This is a genomic window from Okeania sp. SIO3B5, from assembly GCF_010692555.1.
GTDB lineage: Bacteria > Cyanobacteriota > Cyanobacteriia > Cyanobacteriales > Microcoleaceae > Okeania.
Genome location: NZ_JAAHHG010000364.1, coordinates 1 through 10175, shown reverse-complemented (window position 1 = coordinate 10175; position 10175 = coordinate 1). Strand labels below are relative to the sequence as shown.

Here is a 10175-nt window from a genome sequence, read left to right as displayed (position 1 = left end):
TAAATTTCTTACTCAGAATTTGATCGACGAAAAAAGTAATTGAGATGATTTGTATAGTATAAATACCTACAAAGCTACGGATTTATATACTACTTTTAATGATACAAACTGAAGTGCGGAATGTGGGTTATATCGTCCCCGGAAATTTACTGAAAGCCTCATTGATATGGCCACATTGTAGAATTTTATCCCCTAAGCAAACTCGGCCATCTCTACCCAATTACTATCAAATACCCATTCATAAATACGGTTATAAACTTTGATAACTCTCCCTTCCTTTACCACTAACCCTGACAACAACAACTCTTTTTCTTCTGGACTATCAATGGCCATTACCTGCCCTTCTACTAATATTTGTTGATATAATTGCAGTAGTTTATTCCTTTGCTGTGTACTATGAAGAATGCGATCGCGTATCGTTTTTAAATGCTCTGGTTCGTCTTGAGTTTCCCAATTTGTCAGAATTTTTTCTTGTACTAGGTTCTCTATCCATTCTGCTTCACCATTAACAGGAATGGGTATTTTTGAATCACGAATAAACCGACATAGTTTTTGAGTTAAAAAAGGCTGTCCTCCAGTCCAGTTTAATATTTCTTGAAGAATAGTTTGAGGATTACTAACTTTTTCAGCTATTCCTAATAATAAAGGTTGTGCTTCATGTGGTTTAAAGCTTTGTAATTCAATTGCTTGACCGATATTAAAAGGGGTTCTCCTTATATCAGTCATTAATTCGGAAGGAGTTGCTACCCCAAAAAAGGCAAAGGTGAGATGTTGATATCTAGATTTTGGATTAATCATTCGTTGATTATAGCAAGACCGAATCAGGGCAAAAAAGTCATCCACTGGAATTTTTAAGCCTAAAATACTATCAATTTCATCAATAAAAATGAAGACTTTTTTTGGAGGTTGACTTTCGTTTTTATTCAGTTCAACTAATAAAATATCTTGCAAAAATCTATGGAATCTTTGTAAGGGAGAAATATCTAATCGGTCATTCCACCAAGCTTTTAAATTAACTGTAGTTACTAAATCAAAACTGCACCATAGATCGACAGCTAATCCTTTATACCATTGTTCTATGGTCATATTTTTACCACCGATGCTGGTTAAATCTATAGCAGCACAATGATATCCTTCACTGTTAAGATAGTGTATCATCCTCACCATGAGACTAGATTTACCCATTTGTCGGGAATTCAAAACATAACAAAACTGACCTTTTTTTAAGGCTTGATAGAGAGTGCGGTCTGCTTGTCGGACTACATAAGTAGGAGCATCCATCGGCAAACTTCCTCCTACTTGATAATCAAAATTAGAGCTAGGTTCGGCAGTTTTTAGTAGCTCATTTTCAAAGATAAGTTCTGCTTGAGTTTCTTTGAGAATTTCTAAGGTTTGAGACAGTTCTTTTGTGCGTTCTTCGACTCTTTGTTCTAGGGTTTGATACAGTCTGGAATTGTCAATGGAAATTGCAGCTTGAGCGGATAATACTTTTAATAGTTCGACTCTTTTTGCTGTGAATGTGTCTGTAGTTAAATTATTTTCTAAATAAACAATTCCTCTTAATTGACTTTGATTAATTAATGGAATACAGAGAATAGATTTGCTTTTTTTGGCAATAATATAAGGGTCATTAATAAATTGTCCTTGGTTAGCTGCATCTTTGAGAACAATATTTTCTTGACTGCGGAGTACATAATTGATAATCGTAGTTGGTAAAATCGGAATTGATGTTTGGGGGTCTACAAATTCTATAGGAATTGATTGTAAAATTATCACTTCATCGCTATTTATTTTTCCTTGAGCCTCAATAACCCAACTATCTTCGTGATTGAGAATTAAAAACCCTGTTTGTGCCCCCGCATTTTCGATGGCAATTTTCATTAAATTGTGTAGAAGTTTTTCCAGATTAATTTCACCAGAAATTGCTTGAGATGCTTTAATAACTGTTGTTAAGTCAAGAATTTCTCCATCAGTTTCAGAGGTAGAATTAGTTGTATCAATAATTTTGGATTTAGTTTTATTTGCTATTTCTAATAAATACTGGGGATATTCTGATTCTAATTGTTTTACTTTAGCTTTAGCACCCCAACGGATGTAACAATGATGAGCATTTCTTAAGTAAATTTTCCCAATTTCTTCTCTTCCTACTGCTAGATAAAACTCGGATGCTCGTTCGTAAGCCAGGGCTTCTTCGTGGATAAATTCATATTTTTTTGCTCCTTGAATTGCTCTTTCATAAAATTCTTCTGCTTGCCAATAGTTTCCTAGCACTCTTGCCTTTTCTGCTTCTACTAAATCGTATTTGTGCTGGAAGTTTGCTGTGCAATGACCAGCCCATATTTTCATATCCTCTTGATTTTTTTCTACTTGTTCTAATAATTCTTTTCGCTGCTCTATGTTGCAATTATTGTGATGAGCAAGACAAGCAAGGGAGTAGTAAAAATTGTGCTGTGGAGTACATAAGTATCCAGTCATTCCAGCAACATATTTATCTGTAGATTGACCATTTTTAAAAGCCTCAAAATAATCTTTGAAGAGATATAAAATTAAGGTTTTGCCAAAGTAGTAAGTAAATAGTAACCATTGGTTGTCTTGATTAATATATATTTCTATTGCTCTATCTTCTGCGTCTTGAGAGTTTCCAATTAATAGATAGTATTTATGTTGCTCTGTAGTGGTTAAGTTTAAAACAATATTTTTGCAGATTTCTATATAATTTATAGAATATTCTTGCTGAGTTTTTGTGATTAACTTGCTGTATTTTATATAATCTTGTTCAACCTGTTTTAAATTACACCCTCCAAAAAACTTAATAAAGCAATAGCCTATAGCAAGATAACAAACATATTCATTGTTTCCTCTATCTATATCTTTTTGTAAAGTGTTCAGCAGCTTTTCTTGTGGTGCTTTTTCATTAAGCCATTCTTTCCAATGCCAGATACTTCCGTAATATAGATTGATAACTACAGATTCTAACTGAGGAACAGTATCTTTTTCTAACAATTTGAGGGATAATTTTCCGAATCGATATCCAGAATCAATATCTTTTGTTATGTCACAAAGAAGTGTTCCATATAAGCTATAGACAACAGCAGCTTCAGGAGGATTATTGTATTTAATACAAAGATTAAGTTGGATTAAGATTGTTTCAACCCGCACAGAAAAATTTGTTGCCGATAATGCAGTCCCAACTGACAGTATTATAGAGAAAGCTGCTAGTTTATAGGGGTCTGTCATTTTTGGCAGATCGGCTAAATCTTCAATCTTTTTTCCTTTTAATAGAAACTTTAAAGATTTCTGTTGTTGTTCAAGCCTATTTTTTATGGCACTATCACTAACAATTTCTTGAGATATTTCGATTCCGAGTTTTGCTAAAAATTTTAAAGCAACATCTATAGATTTTTGTGGCTGAAATTGACCATATAAAGACAAGATTACTAACTCATAAACCTTAACTTCATCAAGAATATTGTTAACTTTTTGGAGAATAGTTGCAGATAGTTTTTCAACCTCTTCCCACTGAGAATTTAAGTACAAAGCTTCTAAGGTTTCGACTTGAAGTTCTAATGTGAATTTGTACTGCTCTTCCCAACTATTTTCTGCTAATAATTTTCCACTAATCTCTAAATATTCCAATGCTGTTTTATAAGCCGTTGATGCTTTTGCTTTTTTACCAGCTTGAAAATTTAATTTCGCTAACTCATTTTTTTCTAATTGCTCAGTAATTAAACTATATCCTTGATTAAGTTGATTAACAACATCAAAAATCTGATTCTGTAACTCATATTCTTCAAGATTTTTCACAAGTAGACGACCTATTTGTAGATGCACTTGCCTTTTTTCTGCTGCTGGAATTAGAGAATAAGCTGCCTGTTGTACTCGGTCATGTAAAAATTTGTAGGGGATATATTTTGACGATTCAAAATAGTTTTCCGATAGCTTATTTGATAAATCTTCCGGATTCCATAGTAAAGGAACTTTATAGTTATTTTTAAGAGGTGAAATAAGCCCTTCATGTAAGGCTAACTGTAATTCATTAGCTGTTATTGTTTGAGATTTATTATTAACAATAGCCAGAATTTCTAAATTAAATTTATTACCAATACAAGCAGCTAATTTAAGAACTTGTTGAGTTTTTTCATCCAATTTTTCAATTTTCTTCACCATCAATTCAACTACATTATCGGTAATCGATACACTTTCAATTTCTTCTATATCCCATTGCCAATAACTTTGTCGATCATCTTGTTGTTTATGAGGGTTAAAAACTAAGAAATTTTCTTGATATAAATAATTCAGCAGTTGAGTCAGGAAAAATGGATTGCCTCCTGTTTTTTTAGCGACTAACTCAGCTAAAGATTTAGTAATTTCTGTGGAGCAATTTAGAGTCTCAGCGGTTAGTTGATTAATATGATTAATTTTTAATGAGTCAAGAGTAATTTCTGATACTGGTACTTGTGCAGTCTTGATTTTCTCTAAGGTGTGTACTAGGGGATGAGTAGAATTAACTTCATTATCTCGATATGCTCCTATTAAAAGAAAATATTGATTGTCTGGATCTACAATTAATTGCTCAATTAAGTTCAGAGATGATAAATCTGCCCATTGTAAATCATCAATAAAAATGACTAAAGGATGTTCTTTTTGACAAAAGACATTCAGAAATCTTTTAAAGAATAAATTTAATCTATTTTGACTTTCACTTTTGCCTAGCTGTTCGACTGCTAGTTGTTGCCCGATAATTTTTTCTAGTTCAGGAATTACATCAATAATAATTTGACCATTATTTCCTAGAGCTTCTAATATTTTATTTTTCCAAGTTTGTAGAGCGATTTCTGGTTCACTGAGCAGTTGACGGATTAATTCTTGAAATGCTTGAGAGATGGCAGAATAAGGAATATCTCTCTGCAATTGATCGAATTTTCCACTAATATATTTTCCTCGTTTCTTTGTGATGGGTTTATGAATTTCATTGACTAATGCTGATTTGCCAATTCCTGAATAACCAGAAATGAGGATTAATTCTGTTGTTCCTTGACTGACTTTTTCAAATGCTGTTAACAGTTGATTAACTTCTTGTTGTCTACCATAGAGTTTTTGAGGAATTTGAAATTTATCACGAATATCTTGAGTTGCTAAAGGAAAGTCTGAAATTTCTCCTAAAGTTTTTAATTGCTCCAGACAGGTTTCTAAATCTGCTTTGATTCCACAAGAACTTTGATATCTTTCCTCTGGAATTTTAGCTAATAATTTACTGACTATATTAGATACAGAATTAGGAATATTGGGAATTAGTTTATGCACTGGTAATGGTTGTTGGGCAATATGACAATGAACTAACTCTATGGGTTCGATTGTTTCAAAAGGTAGTTTATTTGTTAAAAGTTCATAGAATGTTACTCCCAGGGAATAAAAATCGCTGCGATAATCTATACCTCGGTTCATTCTACCTGTTTGTTCTGGAGCAATATATGCTAAGGTTCCTTCTAGTTGGTTGGGGGGAACGACTGTGAGAAATTCTTGGGATAAACGGGTAGAAATGCCAAAGTCGATGATTTTTAGCTGTTCTGTTTGGGAGTTATAGACAATATTGGAAGGGTTAATGTCTTTGTGGATAATATTAGCTTTATGAATTGCTGCTAGACTTTCTGTTGTTTTGATGGCGATAGTAAGAAAGTTTTCTAAGTTAAATTTACTTTGAGATAGTAATGATTTTAGAGATTGACCACCAAAATCTTCTAAGAGTATTGCTAAACTATTCTCATATCTTTGTAAGTCGTAAGCTTTTATAATAATATCTACATTCAAGGAACGAGTAATTTCATATTCTTGTTTGTAGCGCGTGAGTTCGGAAGCAGTAGGGTAATTTTCTTTCAGGATTTTGAGAATTATAGGTTGATTATTTTCCTTTAAAGTAGCTTGATAGATGAGGGAGTTAGGACTTTCATAGATTTTTTTGATAATTTGATAGTTAGTTTTCACCGCTTTAAATTAATAAACCATAAGATAAGCTGATTAAGTGAAGTGTAACACTTTGCTTACTTATGGCTAATTTTTTTAAGGCTCAATTTAGCAAGTACTACTCACTGGTATGTAAGGATAGGGTGGTGCAACATGTTTTGCAGCTATGAGGAATTCTTCACCCTCTTTAACATAAAATGGAAGGGGTCCATCTTCGTCACTAGCGTATGCCCATTCTTTAATATTGTCCATACTTCTATTGAGGTCATCAGGAACTTGAGGATAGGGAATAGTAACTTGAAACACATTGGAAGGGCTATTATAAGCTAGAGGAATCTCTTTTATCTGGCCGTGAGATATGTCAAAAGAGATCTGTAAATGATATTTACCTACTATTTCACCAGTACTCAAAATAGGTTGAACAATTTGATGATACTTATCACCCACTTTGCGATATGCCTGACCTGCCACTAAGAGACTCAGAGTAATTCCTTGCCAAGCTTTACTACTAGGCAAAATTATGAACTTAGCCCTTTGCGGAATCCCTCCTGTTCCATCGGGCTGGAAAAGTTCTGCCCATTGAATACCTTCTGAAAACTCAAACTTGTCAGGTGGAGATTTAGTCGTATAAAGAAAAATTTCTCTAACTATGAGATTGTCTAAAATGTCACTTAGTCTTTCGTCTTCTCCACCAACCACGGCCGAATCCGCCTTCTCTTGAAGTTTGTCCCAATCTCCTTCTTTAAAAAGATCCCAGTATCTTTTTTCCTCATCTGCTTTTGTTGTAGATAAACTATTAGCAAACCAGGTTTTGGCAATTAGTTGAGATGTTTTACGACAGTGCAATAGGGTTCGCATTGAGTCATAAAAATTATCTATATTGATAATATTTTTATCTGAGGATTCATCGAATATTGTTTCTGTCAACTTATCTGCAAAAACAACTCCAGGGGAAGGCAAACATGAGGATATATTAAGTTCTGGTGTTGTATCTGTTTGTGTTGGAGGAGCTTTGGGATAATTCTCTAAGTTTTGCACTGTTTTGTCATCAAGCAAAAATTCTTCGAACTCTTCTCTTGTTTTTGTAATTAATGTTCGTTTTAAGATTTGTCTTGGATTGTCTGTATCTTCTCCATTTATTGGCTCAACTAACAGTATTTGATATAAAGTATCTTTATCATACCATTGAGATTTTTTCATGGGGAAAAAACACGAGTGCTGTCTACCTAGCATTGTGTCTGTATTTTGGTTCATACTATCTTTTTTTCTCCTTAGTAGTGGAGGGCGAAAATACTCTTACGACTTTAACTTTAGCATATCTTTGACTTCCCAATGTAAATTTTGAAAAGTTATAGTAGCAAAGATTAAAGTATTTCATATTCCTAATATGAAATTTCCAAAATCTAACTCCACCACGCAAAACTGCCATCATCTTAGCCAACAATGTTTCCAATGCCAAGTATGTGGTCGCAAATTCGTTGAATCCCCTAAAATTCAACCCTTACTGAAACATTCAGGTATAAAGCCTCTCCATTCATGGAGAAAAAAAGAAAAAATTCCTTTTAGCCAATCCTTACTATTGCAGAAAAGGCAATTATTAATTATAGCAATTTTTTAATCTGTGAGGTACAGATATCAGATCCCCCCTAACCCCCCTTAAGAAGGGCAGGGCTGTTTCAAAGTATTGTAGATTAACGATTTAAGGAGAACGGAAGATGAGGGGATAGTGGAACAGTGAAATTTGCCAAAATTTGCCGATTTTGAGCGCAAAGTACGCGTCTTTAAGCTCTAAGAGAATATTTGGTTCAACGTCGCTTAAAAGCCTTCATCCCCGTGTCTCCGTGTCTCCGTGTCCCCGTGTCTATCGAGAATGAAACAGCCCTGCCTTAAGAAGGGGGGAACTTCAAAGTCCCCCTTTTCAAGGGGGATTTAGGGGGATCGTAGGTGTACCTCATCGATTCGATAATTGCTATATTAATTATTAATTATTAATTATTAATGAGGTTTTTGTTAACTGCTAAAATACTGTCGATACAAATCACAAGTTAATGTGGCCTTCTTTCCAACTAACTTAATTAATCCCATACGACTTAACTTATAAGCAATAATAGGCTCTAATAATATAGGTTCATTAGTATTGACAAGATTTTGCAGAGCGATCGCTAATTCTGGCTCTTCTTCCAACTTTACTTGATGACGTCGCAAATGATAGGCATAAATTCCGGTAGATGTGGCAGCAGTTTCTAATAATTGTCTCATTGTTACATCTTCTCGACTCAGATAATAAATAGCCAGATGCACCAGTGCTGGATGTCCCCCAGTGGTTGCCATCAAAAGATGTGCTTCTTCTCCATCACTCCAGTTGAGTCCGTAAAATTCGGCTAATTCCAAAACTGCTTCTAAGCTAAAACTACCTAACTGAATTGGTAACCCCACATTAAAAGGTGACTGTTTCAGTTGCAGAGGTACATAAATTTCAGTGGAGTGAACTACCACTAAACGCAGTTTTTGCCACACAGGTTGTCTTTTTGCTTCCTCATAACACGATCGCAATAGAGGAAAAAAGTCTTCTGCTATTTCTGGATACTCAAAAATATGATTGACTTCATCTAAAGCTAGAAGTAGGGGAGAATTAATTGACTGTAATAAATAGTTGCGGAAGTATAGACGACAACTAATTTTGCTCCCAAGATCTTCATCCCAATAGTCATCTAAGTTTGGCTCTAGGTTTAGTTGATAAGCAATATTAGCACAAAACCAACGTAAAAACTTGTTGATATCATCACTCAAAATTTTTTTGTCTACATGTTGTAAGTCTAGGTTAACGGTGCGATAGTCCAAACTTTCTGCATAGTTTATAACTCTCAAAAGAAGGGAAGTTTTGCCCATCTCCTGCGGTGCTTTTATTCTCACCAATGCTCCTGGTTTCTCAATTTCTGCATACACTTGCTTCTCAATATCGGATCGTTGTATGTAAAATGGGGAATTTAGAGAAATACATCCACTCGGAAAATTTGGTGACATTAGTTGTGTTATACTAATAGACAGTTTTTCGGAATGTTGAGGTGGGACATTTTTTTTTGAGGTAGCTTGTGGGATGAGACATGTTTGAAGTTGCATCCGACAGTTTTTCTTTGTCACCCTTTGACCAATAATATCAGAAATTCGTCTAAATAACTCAGGAGCAACGACACTACTTAGATAACTATAGCTGTAACCTGCCTCTTGAGCCACAATATTATAGGTCTTATTATTCCAGATACCTTGGAGAAGCATAATTGCTGCGGTATTTAAAGGATGATTGTTGGTTTCTAGTAGCTTACGGTTGATAGTTTCTAAAACAAAATCTAGCTTGATAGAATCTGTAGTTTGTTTTGTATCCATCTGGAATTATTTAAAAAATATCAGGACTTATGCAAAGACACTATATCAGGACTTACCTCATTAATGGATAATGGATTATGGATAATTACTTGTTACTCAAAGGGAGAAGATTGACTAAAAGGAAAAAATTAATTATCTATTAGGTCTATTGGATATGGTTAGGTAACCGATCCATCTTGCCTTACGGGAAGCTTCGATTTGCATTTTGTGTAGCGTTTCATGTCGGTAACAGCCGAAAATGATCGCTTTTCCCCCTTGAAAGGGAGTGCTTTCAAGCTGAATTATTTATATCAATTCTATAAATATTGGCTACAAATAGTTAGGGTATTTCTGAGAATTTACTACTCATGGGAGCAAACAGAGTTCAGAATTCAGGAGTCGTATGGGAATAGATTTAAGACCATCTTTGATATTGAAAATCATCTTTTTGGTCAAATAGACTTTCATATAAATTTTTTTTATAGTGCTTATTATTCGTAAAATTCTTTTTTCAAAATGGTATTAATTAGGGTTTGCTGAAAAAGTCTTTTAACCCACCCCTAACCCCTCCCAGGAGGGGAAAACAGGAGACAACCCACCCCTCGCCCCTCCCCCTCCCAACCCACCCCTAGCCCCGACCGTGGAGGGGAGGGGAAGACAGCTATACTGGAGACAGGAGAAATTGGAATTATAGAGGAGGTAGGGGTAAAAATTGTAAGAATGATTTTTCTGCCATAATCGTCCCAAAATACTAGCTTTTTGAGCATGAAGAGCTGAAACAGGCAGACTTTTTCAAGGCCCCAAAAAGGCACTTGTCTTTATATATCAATGCTTTTAGATTTATTCAGCAA

At 34.5% G+C, this 10175-nt stretch carries 3 protein-coding genes; all 3 read right to left on the bottom strand.

Annotation, left to right across the window (positions count from 1 at the left end; genetic code table 11):
• Positions 1–192 precede the first annotated feature (192 nt).
• Positions 193–5982 carry an AAA family ATPase gene (locus tag F6K54_RS31945; RefSeq protein ID WP_293086977.1) on the bottom strand — a complete coding sequence of 1930 codons (5790 nt, stop codon included), beginning with the start codon at positions 5980–5982 and terminating at the stop codon, positions 193–195.
• 87 nt (positions 5983–6069) lie between these two features.
• A complete protein-coding gene (locus F6K54_RS31940) occupies positions 6070–7215 on the bottom strand; it encodes a hypothetical protein (protein WP_293086974.1) in 1146 nt (381 codons plus the stop codon).
• A gap of 756 nt (positions 7216–7971) precedes the next feature.
• Positions 7972–9345, bottom strand: coding sequence for an AAA-like domain-containing protein (locus F6K54_RS31935; RefSeq protein ID WP_293086971.1), 1374 nt, complete (start codon positions 9343–9345; stop codon positions 7972–7974).
• Between the last annotated feature and the right edge of the window lie 830 nt (positions 9346–10175).